Here is a 14922-nt window from a genome sequence, read left to right as displayed (position 1 = left end):
ATTCCCCTACAGTCCCCTACCAACGAATGCATGGGAGCGCTCCCATGCATTCGTTGGTAGGGGACTGTAGGGGAATCGCCGTGTCCCTGACAACAGCGCGGACGGGATCGGCCGAAAGGGGCCGCCGGTGGGGTGGGTCCGTGGTGGGCGCCCGGTGGCGCACCGGGTGCGGCGGACCGGCGGTGCCCGCCGCACCGTCACTGGTTGCCGCGCCGGCGCCGGTTGCCGCGCCGCCCGTCGGGCGCCTCGTGTGTCAGCCCGACCCGCGCACCATCAGCCGCGTCCGCAGGATCACGTGGTGCCAGGCCACCTTCGGCCGGCTCATCTCCTCCAGCAGCAGCCGCACCATGGCCCGGCCGATCTCCTCCATCGGCTGGCGGACCGTCGTCAGTGGCGGCTCGGTCTGCTCGGCGAGCTCGAAGTCGTCGAAGCCGACCACCGCGACGTCGTCGGGCACCCGGCGTCCCGCCGCGTGCAGCGCGGCCAGCGCACCGGCGGCCATGCTGTCCGACGCGGCGAACACGGCGTCGACCTCCGGGTGTTGCTGGATCAGGTCCGTCATCGCGCGCCGGCCGCTGGCCTCGGTGAAGTCGCCCCGCACGACCAGGGACGGCAGCTCCGCGCATCCCGCCTCGCGCAGTGCCTCCCGGTATCCACGCAGCCGGCACTGGGCGACGTACATCTCGGGCGGTCCGGTGATGGCGGCGATGTGCTTCCGGCCGCCGCGCACCAGGTGGCCCACCGCGTCCCGCGCGCCGCCAACGTTGTCGGCGTCCACGTAGGTGACCCGCTCGTCACCGGAGCGCCGGCCCAGCAGCACCGTGGGAACCCCGGCGTCCGCGAGCATGTCCGGCAGCCGGTCCTCGGCGCTCACCGACATGAGCAGCACTCCGTCGACCCGGCCCCCGCGTACGTACTCCAGGAGCCGCTGCCGTTCACTGTCGGTCCGGACCAGGGTGAGGAGCAGTTGCACGCCCCGTTCGTCCAAGGCGTCCCCGACCGCGCGGACGATCTCCGAGAAGAACGGCTCACCGAACAGCCGCCAGTCCGTCTTCGTCATCACCAGGGCGACGGCTCCCGCCCGTTGCCCGGCCAGGGAGCGCGCGGCCAGGTTGGGTACGTAACCCAGCTCGTCGATGGCGCGCTGCACGGCGCGGCGGGTGGACTCCCTGACGCCCGAAGCGTTGTTGATCACCCGGGAGACCGTGCCCCGTCCCACCCCGGCGAGCGCGGCGACCTCTTCCAGCGTCGGCGTGCCGGAACTTCTGTTCAGCATCTCCCACCCCCAAGAGCCCCCGATCCTACGGCCAGGAGGGTGAACGCCCGAGTGAACGGGGCGATCGGCGGCCGGTATCGGCTCCTGTGTCTGGGAGCGCTCCCAAGTTTATTTGTGCATGACAGCGTCGGATCCCTATGCGTGGGGGTGCGGCGGCGTGTACGGTCTCGGCCCGATGGGTTCTGGGAGCGCTCCCATTCGAAAGTTCCTCAGTTGTTCCCCTTCGAACGAGGAGAAATGCTGTGAAACGCTTCTTGGCTCTGCTGGCGACCGGCGCGACGGTCATGGGCTTGACGGTCCTGGCCAGTCCTCCGGCGGCGGCCGCCACCGGCTGCAAGGTGGAGTACACCGTCGCCAGTCAGTGGGATGGCGGCTTCCAGGGTGGCGTGAAGGTCACCAATCTCGGTGATCCCGTGAGTGGCTGGCAGCTCAAGTTCACCCTGCCGGGTTCCGGTCAGAAGGTGGTTCAGGGCTGGAACGCGACCTGGTCGCAGTCCGGCTCCACGGTGACCGCTGCCGGCATCGACTGGAACAGCAGCCTGGCCACCGGCGGCTCGGCCGATCTGGGCTTCGTCGGCTCGTTCACGGGCTCCAACCCGCAGCCCACGGGCTTCACGCTCAACGGTGTCGCGTGCACCGGGTCCGTCGGCGGCGGGGGAGACGACGACGGACCGCCGCCCGCCACGGGCGACGGCACCCCGGTGGGGACGAACGGTCAGCTCCACGTCTGCGGCGTGAACCTGTGCAACCAGTACAACCGCCCCATCCAGCTGCGCGGCATGAGCACGCACGGCCTCCAGTGGTTCAGCCAGTGCTACACCAACGCGTCCCTGGACGCGCTGGCGAACGACTGGAAGGCGGACCTGCTGCGCACCGCCATGTACGTCCAGGAGGACGGCTACGAGACCGACCCGGCGGGCTTCACCAGCAAGGTCAACGGCCTCGTCGACATGGCCGAGGCCCGTGGCATGTACGCCCTGATCGACTTCCACACCCTCACGCCGGGCGACCCCAACTACAACCTGGAACGCGCCAAGACGTTCTTCGCGTCCGTCGCAGCCCGCAACGCCTCGAAGAAGAACGTCATCTACGAGATCGCCAACGAGCCCAACGGTGTGAGCTGGGCGGGCATCAAGAGCTACGCCGAGCAGGTCATCCCGGTGATCCGGGCCGCCGACCCGGACGCGGTCGTCATCGTCGGCACCCGTGGCTGGTCCTCCCTGGGCGTCTCGGACGGGTCCAACGAGAGCGAGGTCGTCAACAGCCCCGTCAACGCCACGAACATCATGTACGCGTTCCACTTCTACGCCGCGAGCCACAAGGACAACTACCGCGCGACGGTGAGCCGGGCCGCGTCGCAACTCCCGCTGTTCGTAACGGAGTTCGGCACCGTGAGCGCCACCGGCGGCGGCGCGCTGGACCGGGCGAGCACAACCGCCTGGCTGGACCTGCTCGACCAGCTGAAGATCAGCTACGCGAACTGGACCTACTCCGACGCCAACGAGAGCAGTGCCGCGTTCAAGCCCGGCACCTGTGAGGGCGGCGACTACAGCAGCAGCGGTGTGCTGACCGAGTCGGGCGCACTGCTCAAGTCCCGGATCAGCACTCCGGACAACTTCCCCACCAGCTGATCCGTGAGCCGTGGGGCCCCGGCGCGCCGGGGCCTCACAGTCATGCGCGGACACCGCCGAACCTTGACACTCCGTCGACAGCGGCGAGACACTGGGGCGTCATGGGAGAGCGCTCTCCCGTGCGATTTCCGCCACCGTGTCGACCCACTCCCCGCTGTCGGCGCGGTACGGAAGCCCGTGGTGGCCACGGCTCTCCGTGGCCACCACGGGCTTCTGTGTATATTCGGCAAAGGCCAGGCCAAGGGCCCTGGGAAACGCACAGGCGGGGGTGGGCATGGTTCGCGCGGGGCTGACGACCGAACGGGTCGTGGCGGCTGCGGCAGATCTGGCGGACTCGGCCGGCTTCGACAAGGTCACCATCTCCGCACTGGCCCGGGGCTTCGGCGTGAAGGACGCGAGCCTCTACTCCCATGTCAGGAACCTGGGCGACCTGCGCACCCGTGTCGCGCTGCTCGCCGCCGAGGAGTTCATCGACCGGATCGAGGCGGCGGTGGCCGGCCGGGCCGGGAAGGACGCCCTGGTCGCGTTCGCCGGTGCCTACCGCGCCTTCGCGCTGGAGTGCCCCGGCCGGTACGCGGCCACGCAGTACCCCGTCGACCCCGCGATCGTCGCCGAGGCGCCCGCGTACCACCGCACCTTGCGGACCACCTCGGCGATGCTGCGCGCGTACGGTCTGACCGAACCCGACCTCACCGACGCGGTACGGCTGCTGCGCAGCACCTTCCACGGCTTCACCGCCCTGGAGGGCGACGGCGGCTTCGAGGCCCCGCGGCCCGTCCAGGCCTCGTGGGAACGCGCGGTCGACGCCCTGCACTACCTGCTGTCGAACTGGTCGCGGGCGACCGGGGGAGCGTAGGCCGCGCTCCACCGGAGTCCTCACCCGAGCGTGCGCAGCACCTCGGTGATCGTCGCCCGGTACGTGCGCAGCGCCTCCAGGCCGGCGGTGTAGCGGGCGCGGTGCTGTGTGATGTCGACGGTCTGTATCCGCGCCCGTGCGGTGTGCCAGATCTCGGGCGTGTGATGGCGGCGTTTGCAGATGACGTCCGCGACGGCGGTGTCACGCTCCCGCCGCGTGTGCCTCGTGTTGCCGTCGCCGCCCCGGTGCCAGGCGGCGTCCGTGTACGCCGCCACCGGGTCCACGTAGCGTGTGAACCCCCGGTCCGCCATACAGCCGGACCACGCGGCCCAGGCCGCGCGGAGATCCGGGTCGCGCTTGACCGCCTTGTCGGTCTCGATGGCGCGTGTGCCCGCGTAGAGCCAGTCCCGCCGGAGGTCGATGCCGCGCATCAGCCGCTGATCCGACCGGGACAGGCAGGCGGGGTAGTCCGCGTACTCGGCATCGGTCATCCGGCGGCCCGTCGGCCGGTGTGCCCGCGACGTCGCCGGATCCCAGCCGTAGCCCCAACGGCGGGCGGAGGCGAGGTCGAGGGCGCCGTAGTCGGTGGAGACCGCCGCGAGGGTGATGGGGTCACTGGGGTTACGGGGGTCGAGCGGGAAGTCCGCGTGGCCGCGCTCCGCCATGCAATGGCGCACCAGCAACGCCGTTGCCTGCTGGGACCGTTGGTAGTCCTGCGCCGTGTAGGTGTAGCGGTCGGCCGGCAGAGGGCCGAGGTCGGACGCCGTACGGATGACCTCCGGGCGCCCCGGACCGGACACACATATCGCCGTCAGCACCGCCAGGCAGCCCAGCCGCCACCCCCGCCTCGTCATGCGACGGATGCTAACGAACGGCCTTCGGCGGCCGGTCGCCGCCCCGGCGGCTTCGCCGCGCAGCCCGAAACCCCCGGCGGCGGCGGTGATCCGTCGCGGCCGGGGGCTGCCGGGGTGCGCGGCCGGAGGTCAGGCGGCCTTGCGGGAGCGGGGAGTCGATGCCTCGCGGATCAGCTCCGCGTAGCGCCGGCCGCTGCTCTTGACCGTACGGCGCTGGGTCGCGTAGTCGACGTGGACCAGGCCGAAGCGCTTGTCGTAGCCGTACGCCCACTCGAAGTTGTCCAGGAGCGACCAGGCGAAGTAGCCGGCCAGCGGGGCGCCCTTGCGGACGGCGCGTGCACAGGCCGCGAGGTGTTCCTCCAGATACTGGGTGCGCTCCGGGTCGTGCACCGAGCCGTCGGCCAGGACGACGTCCTGGTAGGCCGAGCCGTTCTCGGTGACGTAGATGCGCTCGAAGCCGTACTCCTCGGTCAGGCGCAGGAGCAGCTGCTCCAGGCCCTGGGCGTGCACCTCCCAGTCCATGTGGGTGTGCCGGGAGCCGGGCAGGTAGACCTGCTTGGCGTGCGGAACCGGGCCGGACGGGTCGGCCGTGACCACCTGGCGGAAGTAGTAGTTGACGCCCAGCCAGTCCAGCGGCGCGGAGATCAGCTCCATGTCACCGTCCTGGAGCGGGAGTTCGACTCCGTACAGGTCCACCATGTCCTGCGGGTAGCCGCGCCCGAGGATCGGGTCGAGCCACCAGCGGTTGGTGTGTCCGTCCCCGCGCACGGCCGCCGCCCGGTCCGCCTCGCGGTCGGTGGCCGCCTCCACCGGGCTGAGGTTGTTGACGATGCCGACCCGCGCGTCGGGGGAGATGCTCCGGATCGCCCGGACCGCGAGGCCGTGGCCCAGGTGCAGGTGGTAGGAGGCCCGGACGGCGGCGGTCAGGTCGGTGAGACCCGGCGCCATCGTGCCCTCCAGGTGGCCGATCCACGCCGAGCACAGGGGCTCGTTGAGGGTCGCCCAGTCCTTGACCCGGTCCCCGAGCCGTTCCACGACGACCGACGTGTACGCGGCGAAGTGCTCCGCGGTCTCCCGTACGGTCCAGCCGCCCCGGTCCTGGAGCGCCTGCGGCAGGTCCCAGTGGTAGAGCGTGGCGAACGGGGTGATCCCGGCCTCCAGCAGCCCGTCGACCAGCCGGTCGTAGAAGTCGAGGCCGGCGGCGTTGACCGGTCCGTCGCCGCCGGGCACGATGCGCGGCCAGGCGAGCGAGAAGCGGTACGCGTTCGCCCCGACCTCCTTGATCAGGCCGATGTCCTCCGGCACCCGGTGGTAGTGGTCGCAGGCCACGTCCCCGGTGTCGCCGCCGGCCACCTTGCCCGGGGTGTGCGAGAACGTGTCCCAGATGGAGGGGGCGCGGCCGTCCTCGGTCACGGCTCCCTCGATCTGGTACGCGGCGGTGGCGACGCCCCAGGTGAAGCCGGCCGGCAGGGCGCTGAGGTCGTTCACGGACTTCCTTTCCGGGGCGGTCACTTGACGGCTCCCGCGGTGAGGCCGGCCACCAGATAGCGCTGCAGGAGCAGGAAGCCGGCGACGATGGGCACGCTGACGACGAGCGAGGCGGCCATGACCTGGTTCCAGTACACGTCGTTCTGGGTGGCGTAGCCCTGGAGGCCGACGGCCAGGGTGCGGGTGGTGTCGTTGGTCATCACGGAGGCGAAGAGGACCTCGCCCCACGCCGTCATGAACGCGTACACGGCGACGGCGACGATGCCCGGCACCGCGGCCGGCACCACGACCTTGAACAGGGCGCGGATGGGCCCGCAGCCGTCGACGAGCGCGGCCTCGTCCAGATCCCGGGGGATCGAGTCGAAGTAGCCGATGAGCATCCAGATGGAGAACGGCAGCGAGAACGTCAGATACGTGAGGATCAGTCCGCCGCGCGAGCCGTACAAGGCGACGCCCGTGCTGTTGGCGATGTTCACGAAGATGAGGAACAGCGGCAGCAGGAAGAGGATGCCCGGGAACATCTGGGTGGAGAGCACCGTGACGGTGAAGACCCGCTTGCCGCGGAACTTGTAGCGGCTGACCGCGTACGCCGAGAACACCGCGATGATCACCGACAGGACTGTCGCCGCGCCCGCCACGATGAGCGAGTTGACGAAGTACCGGGCGAGCGGGACGGTGTCCCAGATGTCGAAGTAGGGCTTCACGGTCAGCCCGGACGGGATCCAGTGGAACTTCCCCGACACGTCCTGGAGCGGCTTGAGCGAGCTGCTGACCATCACATAGACGGGCAGCAGGGCGAAGGCGGTCAGGAAGGCCAGGATGAACCGGCGGGCCCACAGGAAGGACTGCGGCGCGGCCATCGGGGAACGGGTCCGCGAGCGCGTTCCCGTCTTCGCCGGCGGCGCGGACGGCTGGGCATGGCTAGGCATCGGCACCCTTCCTTCCGCGTGAGGTGATGAGCAGGTAGACGGCCGTCACGACCAGCAGGAACAGCAGCAGGAGCACGGACATCGCGGAGCCGGTGCCGAAGTTCCAGGTGACGAACGAGGACTGGTAGATGTGGATCGAGATCAGGTCCGCGTTCTCCGGGGCGGCCTTCCCGAAGAGCACGTACGGGGTGTTGAAGTCGTTGAACGTCCAGAGGAACAGGACGAGCACCAGGACCTGGTTGACCGGGCGCAGCGAGGGCAGCGTGATCTTGCGGATCTGCTGCCAGATGCCGGCGCCGTCGATCGAGGCGGCCTCGTACAGTTCGCGCGGGATGTTCTGGAGCCCGGCCATCACGATGAGGAAGGCGAAGGGCCAGCCCTTCCAGACCGAGACGATGATCAGCGCGTAGATGCTGTTGTCGCCGATCAGCCAGAACGACGGCTGGTCGGTGAGCCCGAGCTGGTCGTGCAGTACGTGGTTGATCAGGCCGTTGTCGCGCTGGAACATGAAGGCCCAGGTGATGACGGCCGCGTAGACCGGCAGGGCGTACGGGACGAGGAAGATCGCCCGCAGGATTCCCCTGCCGCGGAAGTTCTCCTGGAGCATGATCGCCGCCGCGACCCCGAACAGCCACGCCAGGCCGACGGCGAAGAACGTGAAGACGCAGGTGACGAAGAACGAGTGGAGCAGTGCCTCGCCGATCGGGGCGTTGACGTCGACGGCGATCTTGTAGTTGTCGAAGCCACTCCAGGGCGCCCCGCCCCAGTTGTTGATGTAGAACTGCGTGAACTGGCGGAAGCTCATCACGATTCCGATGACCATCGGAATCACATGGACGAGGAGTTCGAGCAGGACGGCCGGCAGGAGCAGGAGATAGGGCAGTCCGCCCTGGCGGATCCGGTCGGGGATGCGCGGCAGTCTCCTGCGCGCACCCCCGTTGCCCCGGCTCGTCACCCTGTCCGACTTTTCCGTCAGGCTGTCGGTGGTCACGGTGGCGGTCATGAGGGCTGCCTTACTGCTGCATCGTCTGCTGGGCCTTTTCCAGGCGCGCCTTGACGGATTCGTTGGTCACGGGGCGTCCGGCCGCCGCATCGGCCCACAGTTCCTTGACCGCGGTGCCGACGGCGGTCTCGAACTGCGACTCGTTGGGCACCTGCGGCAGCGGGGCCGCGCTCTTGGCCAGGGTGTCGCGCAGGACCGCGAGGTCGGGCGCCGAGAACGCCTCGTCCGCCTGGGCGGTCTTGACCGGCGGGATCGACCCGTAGGTCTTGTTGAGCAGCTTCTGCTCGGCGTCGCTCGTCATGAACTTCACGAACTTCTTGGCGCCGTCGATGTTCTTGGTGTTCTTGAACACCGCCATGTTGATTCCGGCGACCATGGAGTTGGTGTTCTTGCCCTGGCCGGGGGTGCCGGAGGCGACCGGGACGGGCGCCGAGCCCCAGTCCTCGGGCTTCATGCCCTGGGAGGCGAAGGTGGAGGCCGCCGCCTGCCACAGCACCATCGCGGTCTTGCCCTTGGCGAAGTCCGTGAGGGACTGGTTCTGGGCGTACTCCGCGTTGCCCGGGGCGATGATCTTGTCCTTGGCCATGAAGTCGATGTACTGCTTCACGGCCGCCACCGCGCCGTCCGAGGTGAAGGTCGGCTTGCCCTCGGCGTCGAAGAAGTCGGCACCGTGCTGCTGGCCGAGGACGAAGGTCTGGTGGATGTTGTTGGAGAGGTTGGAGCCCTCGGCGCCCAGCCCCCACTTGCCGTTCTTGGAGAGCTTCTTGCCGTCCGCGACCAGCTCGTCCCAGGTGGCCGGGGGCTTCTCTATGCCGGCCTCGGCGAAGCTCTTCTTGTTGTAGTAGAGGGCGTACGCGAGGGAGTACAGCGGCACCGCAGAGGGGTCCTTGCCCTCCGCGCCGGCCGAGGCGACCGCGGAGTCGACGAAGCGGTCGCGCCCGCCGATCGCGTCGAAGTTCTCCTTGGTCCAGGGGAGCAGCGCACCCGTCGCCTGGAGCGAGGCCGACCAGGTGTTGCCGATGTTCAGGACGTCCGGTCCCTGACCGGACGTGGTGGCGGCGAGGATCCGGTTGAGCAGGTCGGCCCAGGGCACGACCTCCAGCTTGACCTTGATGCCGGTCTGCTTCTCGAACTTCTTCAGCTCGGGAGTGAGGATCTTCTTGTCGGCTTCGATGCTGGGGCCCTGGTTGGACGCCCAGTACGTGAGCGTCTTCGGCGAATCGTTGCTGCCGCCGCCCGAGGACGAACCGCCTCCGCAGCCGGTGACACCGGCGGCTATGGAGATCGCGAGGGTGACGGCTGCCGCGGCTCTGATGGTGCGCATACGGGATGGCCCCTTTCCGGGGAGGAAGGTCGCGTTCGAGAACCGAACGACCTTCAGGACTTAATTTATGACGTGATTTAAGAGGTGAGGGAAGGTCGCGTCAAGTCCTGGGGTCGCGGTATGTTTCCGTCAGGGAAGGAGCCACATGGCTGAGCGCAACAGACGGACCGTGCGTGACCTGCGACGGGGCAACCGGGCGCGGGTATTGCAACGGTTGTATTTCGACGGCCCGCTGAGCCGCCAGGAGCTGGGTCCCGCCACCGGGCTGAGCTCGGGATCCATCAGCAACGTCGTCGCGGAACTCGCCGCGGAGAATCTCCTGGAGGAGGCCGGTGTCGTCGAGTCCGACGGCGGCCGCCCCCGTACCCTGCTGCGCGTCGCCCCGGGCGGCGGCCTCCTCATCGGCATCGACATCGGTGAGACCCGCATCCGGGTGGAGCTCTTCGACCTCTCCCTCACCGAACTCGCCCGCACCGAAAGGCTGCTCGCCCAGCACGGCTACGACGTCGACCGCATCGTCGGCCATGTCCGCAGCGGCGTCGCCGACGTGCTGCGGGACGCCGGCGCCGACCCGCACCGGCTGCTCGGTATCGGCATCGGCGTCCCGGGGATCATCGAGCGCGCCGCGCCGGACGGCGTCATCGGCGACGTGGGCTCCGTCGTCCACGGCCAGACCATCGACTGGAGCGCCGTCCCCTTCGAGCGGCTGCTCCGGGACGCCGTGCGGGTGCCTCCCGAGGTGCCCTTCTTCATCGACAACGGCGCCAAGACGCTCGGCCAGGCCGAGATGTGGTTCGGCGGCGGGCGGGGCGCCGGAGCCTCCGCCATCGCCCTCATCGGTTCCGGCGTCGGCGCCTGCGTGAACCACGGCGACCTGCTCGACGAGGACCGCAGCAGCCAGGCCCTGGAGTGGGGGCACAGCACGGTCCAGCTGCGCGGCCGGCGCTGCCGCTGCGGCTCGATCGGCTGCCTGGAGGCGTACGCGGGAGCCGAGGCGATGCGCGAGCGCTGGCACGAGGCGGGCGGCCCGCTGCCCGCCGACGCCGACGACGAGACCGCGCTCGCCGCGCTCCTCGCCGCCGCCTACCCGGCCGCGGGCGTCGAGCCCGACCCCGTGGCCGTCGCCCTGCTCGACGAGACGGCCGAGTGCCTGGGCGCGGCGCTGGGCGACCTGATCAACCTCTTCCTGCCCGAGCGCATCCTGCTCGGCGGCTGGGCGGGGCTGCTGATAGGCCCGCACCTCCTGCCCGACATCCGCCGGTACGCGCAGGAGTACGCGCTGAAGCACGCGGCGGGCCGCACCACGATCGAGCTGGGCCGCCTCGGCCCCGACGCGGTCACCGTCGGCGCGGCGACGCTTCCCCTGGCCGACTTCCTGGCCCGCGGCGGCAGCCGCCCGTCACCGGCACCCCGGCAGGGCTCCACGGGGCCGGCGCCCCGGACCCCGGCGGCAGCGGTGCGCGGACGGGAGCGGCCCCGGACGGGGGTGGATGCGTCGGGGTGAGTGCGGGGGGTCGGGGTGAGTGCGGGGGCGGTGGGCCGGGTTCACAGCGCGTCCTACCCGGCCCGTGGCCGTACGGGCCCGCCGCCTGGCCTACGCCGAGTCCCGCACCACCAGCGACGGCTCGAAGATCACGGACGTCGCCGCGCCCTCGGGCTTGGCCAGCCGCTCGATCAGCAGCCGGGCCATCTCGGCGGCCATCGCCTCCACCGGCTGGCGGACGGTGGTCAGCGGCGGACGGCAGGCCAGGGCCGCGCTGCTGTCGTCGAAGCCGATCACCGCGACGTCCTCCGGCACTCGCCTGCCGCGTTCCCGCAGGACGTGGCAGGCACCCGTGGCCATCAGGTCGTTGGCCGCGAACACCCCGTCCAGATCGGGGTGTTCGGCCAGCAGCCGCTCCATCGCGGTCTCGCCGCTCTCCTGCGTGAACCGGCCCTCGGCGATCGCGATGTACGGATGCCCGTTGCTCGCCATCGTGTCCCGGAAGCCGGCCAGCCGCTCCTGCACCGCGGGCACGTCGAGCGGGCCGGTGATCGTCGCGATACGGCGGCACCCCCGGGCCAGCAGATGCTCGGCGGCCAGTCGCGCGCCGTCCTGGTGGGCGACGTCGACATAGCTGATCCGGGCCGCGCGGGCGGGCCGCGCGTAGAGCACGGCCGGCAGCCCGGCGTCCGTCAGCATGCCCGGCAGCGGATCCTCCGCGTGCGTCGAGACGACGAGCGCACCGTCCGCGCTGCCCTGGCGCAGGAACGCCACCACGTCCTCGCGGGCCCGTGACGTCTCGGCGAACATCAGGACGGGGTGCATCCCGCGCGGCCGCAGGTAGTTGACCACCCCGGTGACCACCCGGCCGAAGAAGGGGTCGGCGAAGACCTGCCCGGTGAACGACGAACCGTCGCTCCCCTCCGCGTCCTCGGGGGACATGCCCTCCTCCGGCTCCGTCTCGGTTTCGACGCCCGCGCCGGAGACCACCAGTGCGATGGCGTCGGTGCGCCGGGTCACCAGCGAGCGCGCCGCGCGGTTGGGCGCGTAGCCGGTGGAGGCGACCGCCCGCCGCACGGCCTCCTGGATCACCGGGTCGACATTCCGTACGCCGTTGATCACCCGGGAGACGGTGGCGCGGGAGACACCGGCCGCCCTCGCCACGTCCTCAAGGGTGGGTGTTCCGGCCGGTCGCAGATCATCCGTCATGAGCGCATTTATAGCATCAGCGGAGAGCGCTCTCCATCGTGCTCCGAACCGTTACCGGATCCTTTCCCGGCCGAGTCCGGGCCCGGCAGCGCCACGACCTCCGCGGTGAGCGGCAGATCACCCGCCGAAGGGCCGCCGAGCAGCGTGAAGGCACCCGGCTCCGTCTCCCACCCGTGGCGTGCGGGCGACCAGTGGGCCAGGGCCCGCCCGTCCACCCGGACCACCGCGACCACGCTCTCCCCGGGCTCCGCCTCGACCGCCGCGTACCCGATGAGCCCGCGCACCGGCCGCTCGACGGCGGAACCGCTCCGGGCCAGATAGACCTGGACCACCTCCCGGCCGCGCCGCCGCCCGCTGTTGCGCACCCGCACCCGCACGTCGAAGGGCTCTCCGGGCCGCACCGGCTCCGGGGCGGTCAGCTCCTCGTACTCCCAGGCCGTGTATCCGAGCCCGTGGCCGAACCAGTACGCCGGAGCGCCCCCGGACCGCAGCCAGGCCCGGTACCCGATGTGCGGGCCCTCCGCGTAGTGCAGCCGCCCGTCGGCGCCGGGGGCGGTCCCGAGCACCGGTACGTCGTCCTGGGCGGCGGCCCAGGTGGTCGGCAGCCGGCCGCCGGGCTCGGCGCGCCCGAACAGCACGTCGGCCAGCCCGTCCCCGGCCTCCTGGCCCGGGAACCAGGCGAGCAGCAGCGCGGGCACCCGCTCGTGCCAGGGCAGGGCGACCGGGCCGCCCGCGTTGACCACCACGACGGTGCGCGGGTTGGCCCGGACCACCGCCCGCACCAGCGCGTCCTGGCCCTCCGGCAGGTCCAGGCTCTCGCGGTCGTGCCCCTCCGACTCGCTCTGCTCCGTCGTGCCCACGACCACCACCGCGACGTCGGCCGCGCGTGCGGCGGCGACCGCTTCGGCGCGTGCGGCGTCCGCGTCACCGGCGGGCGGGGCGGCGGCGAGGACCGTGGCGACGCCCGAACCCGGGGCGAGTGAACGCCGTGCGACGACCTCCACCTCCCGGTCCGCCGTCATCTCCACGCCGACGGTGCGCAGCGGCGGGGCGACGTGCACCCGGGTCGGGTCGTCGCTGTCCAGCGGGAACGTGCCGGACAGCGCCTCGTGGCCGTCGACGGCCAGCGAGATGTCGCCCCAGCCGCCCACCGCCCAGGTCCACCTGCCGCTCTCGGTGGGCCGGAACAGCGCCCGGATCTCGACCAGCGCCGCGTCCCCGGCCGGCACCGAGGGCTCCACGATCCGGCCCGACAGCCGGTGCTCGGCATGGAGTTCGGCCCCGTGCGCGTCGAGCAGCCGCACGAGCACCCCGGGCTCGCCGTCCCGCGGATCGCGGGCCCGGTCCCGGCCGAGCGGCTGCGGCCGGGCCGACGGCGGGAGACCCGGCCGGTACGTCACCGACGCCACCCCCTCCAGTGCCCGCTCGACGCCGGCCAGCGGGGTCACCACGTGCTCGGGGAACACCTCCGCGCTGCCGCCGCCCTGGATGCGTACCGCCGTGGCGTGCGGACCGATGACGGCGACGGACCCGAGCGCCGCCGGGTCGAGCGGCAGCAGCCCGCCCTCGTTGCGCAGGAGCACCGCACCGGCGGAGACGGCGCGGCGCAGCAGGGCGCGCGCGGCGTCCGGAGCCATCGGGGGGCGGTGCGCGGGGCGGCCGGACCCGGTTCCGTTCACCCGGTGCGCCGGGCGGTCGGACCCGAAGGCGCCCAGGCCGTCCGCCCCGAGCGCGCCCACCCGGCGGGCCAGCCGCAACAGCCTGCGTACCTTGTCGTCGACGGCCTCGGCCGGCGCCAGCCCCTGTTCGAGCGCGGCGAGCAGTCCGGCCGCCCAGGGGCCGTCGGGGCCCGGCATCGCCAGGTCCTGGCCGGACCGGGCGGTCTCCAGCAGGGCGCGCACGCCACCCCAGTCCGAGACCACGAGGCCGTCGAAGCCCCAGTCCTCCTTGAGGGGGCGATCGAGGAGCGGGGACGCGGACATGGTCACGCCGCCGACCTTGTTGTACGCGGACATGACCGCCCACACCCCGGCCGACACGGCATCCTCGAACGGGGCGAGATACACCTCGTGCAGGGTGCGTTCGTCGATACGGACGTCCACGGTCAGCCGGTCGGTCTCGGCATCGTTGCCCACGAAGTGCTTGGCGGTGGCCGCCACTCCGCCCGACTGGATGCCCCTGATGAGCGCGGCCCCGGTGCGGCCGGTGAGCAGCGCGTCCTCGGAGAAGCACTCGAAATGCCGGCCGCCCAGCGGTGAACGGTGCAGATTCAGGGTGGGGGCCAGGAGCACGTCGACGCCCTTGCGGCGCGCCTCGGACGCGAGCAGCGCGCCGAGGTCCGTCAGCAGCCGCTCGTCCCAGGAGGCGGCGAGCGCGGTGGGGGAGGGGAGGACGAGCGAGGTCTCGCGTTCGTCCCACGTCTCGCCCCGTACGCCGGCCGGTCCGTCGGAGAGGGTGAGCGGCCGCAGCCCGACAGCGGGTTCGCCGTAGGTGCGCCAGGTGCTGGCGCCGGTGAGCAGACGGACCTTCATGGCCGCGTCGAGTTTGTCGAGCAGCGGTTCGGTCTCTTCGTCCGTCATGGCGGCCATGCTCCTTCGTGCACCGCGCTCCCACGCCTGCTGGAGAGCGCTCTCCCGGGCTGTCGCGCCCAGGGTCGCCGGTCGCCGCCGACCGTGTCAATGGGGGGCCGTGCGAGGCGCGTCCGGGCGCGGGCCAAGGGGTGGCGCCTAGTGCCTGTCGTCAAACTCCCCTCTGCCGTGCGACGCCTGGCACGCACTCTCGCCGCACCGGCCGAGATCCCAAGTACGTCCAGTACGAGGGATCGCTGCCGGCACGCCGAGAAGTGAGGTCTCCCCTGTTCGAGCGAAGC

The 14922-nt window shown here is 71.4% G+C and carries 11 protein-coding genes; 3 read left to right on the top strand and 8 right to left on the bottom strand.

Annotated features, from left to right (window positions below; translation table 11 throughout):
* Positions 1–253: 253 nt before the first annotated feature.
* A complete protein-coding gene (locus tag EAO73_RS29195) occupies positions 254–1276 on the bottom strand; it encodes a LacI family DNA-binding transcriptional regulator (RefSeq protein WP_147974542.1) in 1023 nt (340 codons plus the stop codon).
* A 242-nt stretch (positions 1277–1518) separates the two neighbouring features.
* Here EAO73_RS29195 and EAO73_RS29190 point away from each other — a divergent pair, with 242 nt between their 5' ends.
* Positions 1519–2907 carry a cellulase family glycosylhydrolase gene (locus tag EAO73_RS29190; protein WP_147974541.1) on the top strand — a complete coding sequence of 463 codons (1389 nt, stop codon included), beginning with the start codon at positions 1519–1521 and terminating at the stop codon, positions 2905–2907.
* Between the two features lie 274 nt (positions 2908–3181).
* Positions 3182–3763: a TetR/AcrR family transcriptional regulator gene (locus EAO73_RS29185; protein ID WP_147974540.1), complete on the top strand. Its 582-nt coding sequence runs from the start codon at positions 3182–3184 to the stop codon at positions 3761–3763.
* A gap of 20 nt (positions 3764–3783) precedes the next feature.
* Here the strand turns inward: EAO73_RS29185 and EAO73_RS29180 are convergent, their stop codons facing one another.
* From EAO73_RS29180 to EAO73_RS29160, 5 genes are all read right to left on the bottom strand, one after another.
* Positions 3784–4617, bottom strand: coding sequence for a hypothetical protein (locus tag EAO73_RS29180; protein ID WP_224756513.1), 834 nt, complete (start codon positions 4615–4617; stop codon positions 3784–3786).
* Between the two features lie 129 nt (positions 4618–4746).
* Positions 4747–6105 carry a GH1 family beta-glucosidase gene (locus EAO73_RS29175; protein ID WP_147974539.1) on the bottom strand — a complete coding sequence of 453 codons (1359 nt, stop codon included), beginning with the start codon at positions 6103–6105 and terminating at the stop codon, positions 4747–4749.
* Positions 6106–6125: 20 nt separating this feature from the next.
* The gene (locus tag EAO73_RS29170; RefSeq protein WP_147974548.1) at positions 6126–6965 is read right to left on the bottom strand and encodes a carbohydrate ABC transporter permease; all 840 of its coding nucleotides are present in this window, start codon (positions 6963–6965) and stop codon (positions 6126–6128) included.
* A gap of 61 nt (positions 6966–7026) precedes the next feature.
* Positions 7027–8037, bottom strand: a complete 1011-nt coding sequence (locus EAO73_RS29165) for a carbohydrate ABC transporter permease (protein ID WP_147974538.1) — start codon at positions 8035–8037, stop codon at positions 7027–7029.
* Positions 8038–8047: 10 nt separating this feature from the next.
* Positions 8048–9361, bottom strand: a complete 1314-nt coding sequence (locus tag EAO73_RS29160) for an ABC transporter substrate-binding protein (RefSeq protein WP_147974537.1) — start codon at positions 9359–9361, stop codon at positions 8048–8050.
* A 145-nt stretch (positions 9362–9506) separates the two neighbouring features.
* Here EAO73_RS29160 and EAO73_RS29155 point away from each other — a divergent pair, with 145 nt between their 5' ends.
* Positions 9507–10865 carry an ROK family transcriptional regulator gene (locus tag EAO73_RS29155; protein ID WP_191134277.1) on the top strand — a complete coding sequence of 453 codons (1359 nt, stop codon included), beginning with the start codon at positions 9507–9509 and terminating at the stop codon, positions 10863–10865.
* A gap of 90 nt (positions 10866–10955) precedes the next feature.
* Here EAO73_RS29155 and EAO73_RS29150 read toward each other — a convergent pair whose 3' ends face one another.
* Together EAO73_RS29150 and EAO73_RS29145 are read right to left on the bottom strand one after the other, a co-directional pair.
* Positions 10956–12053: a LacI family DNA-binding transcriptional regulator gene (locus EAO73_RS29150; protein WP_147974536.1), complete on the bottom strand. Its 1098-nt coding sequence runs from the start codon at positions 12051–12053 to the stop codon at positions 10956–10958.
* A gap of 8 nt (positions 12054–12061) precedes the next feature.
* Positions 12062–14641 (bottom strand): glycoside hydrolase family 3 C-terminal domain-containing protein, encoded by a 2580-nt coding sequence (locus tag EAO73_RS29145; protein ID WP_147974535.1) that lies wholly within the window; start codon positions 14639–14641, stop codon positions 12062–12064.
* Positions 14642–14922 lie beyond the last annotated feature (281 nt).

This window comes from Streptomyces sp. col6 (genome assembly GCF_008042035.1).
Lineage (GTDB): Bacteria > Actinomycetota > Actinomycetes > Streptomycetales > Streptomycetaceae > Streptomyces.
Note: the sequence above shows the minus strand (reverse complement) of the source record. Positions and strands in the feature narration are given on the sequence as shown.

What these genes read in the sequence shown, in the direction of transcription:
- EAO73_RS29160 (WP_147974537.1), bottom strand. Translation starts at nt 9,361, where the DNA reads ATGCGCACCATCAGAGCCGCGGCAGCCGTCACCCTCGCGATCTCCATA.
- EAO73_RS29195 (WP_147974542.1), bottom strand. Translation starts at nt 1,276, where the DNA reads ATGCTGAACAGAAGTTCCGGCACGCCGACGCTGGAAGAGGTCGCCGCG.
- EAO73_RS29185 (WP_147974540.1), top strand. Translation starts at nt 3,182, where the DNA reads ATGGTTCGCGCGGGGCTGACGACCGAACGGGTCGTGGCGGCTGCGGCA.
- EAO73_RS29165 (WP_147974538.1), bottom strand. Translation starts at nt 8,037, where the DNA reads ATGACCGCCACCGTGACCACCGACAGCCTGACGGAAAAGTCGGACAGG.
- EAO73_RS29155 (WP_191134277.1), top strand. Translation starts at nt 9,507, where the DNA reads ATGGCTGAGCGCAACAGACGGACCGTGCGTGACCTGCGACGGGGCAAC.
- EAO73_RS29170 (WP_147974548.1), bottom strand. Translation starts at nt 6,965, where the DNA reads ATGGCCGCGCCGCAGTCCTTCCTGTGGGCCCGCCGGTTCATCCTGGCC.
- EAO73_RS29150 (WP_147974536.1), bottom strand. Translation starts at nt 12,053, where the DNA reads ATGACGGATGATCTGCGACCGGCCGGAACACCCACCCTTGAGGACGTG.
- EAO73_RS29180 (WP_224756513.1), bottom strand. Translation starts at nt 4,617, where the DNA reads ATGACGAGGCGGGGGTGGCGGCTGGGCTGCCTGGCGGTGCTGACGGCG.
- EAO73_RS29145 (WP_147974535.1), bottom strand. Translation starts at nt 14,641, where the DNA reads ATGGCCGCCATGACGGACGAAGAGACCGAACCGCTGCTCGACAAACTC.